A 239-nucleotide genomic window follows, 5' to 3' on the forward strand; every position below is an offset into this window, starting at 1 on the left:
TCGAGGTGGAAGCATGGTGACATGTGGAGCTGACGAATACTAATAGATCGAGGACTTAACCATATAATATGAAGCAATGTTATCTAGTTTTGAAAGAATATAAAAAACTTGTTGACTTTAAAAGTTAAATAAGTTACAATGATTCTTGTCTTAAATGAATACAGTCTGGTAATGATGGCAGAGAGGTCACACCCGTTCCCATACCGAACACGGAAGTTAAGCTCTCTAGCGCCGATGGT

General features: G+C 38.1%; 1 rRNA gene. It reads left to right on the forward strand.

Annotation, left to right across the window (positions count from 1 at the left end):
- Nucleotides 1–164: 164 nt before the first annotated feature.
- Nucleotides 165–239 (forward strand): 5S ribosomal RNA (gene rrf / locus FS742_RS27330); the annotation flags it as partial.

Source organism: Bacillus cereus (genome assembly GCF_007678085.1).
Lineage (GTDB): Bacteria > Bacillota > Bacilli > Bacillales > Bacillaceae_G > Bacillus_A > Bacillus_A cereus_BE.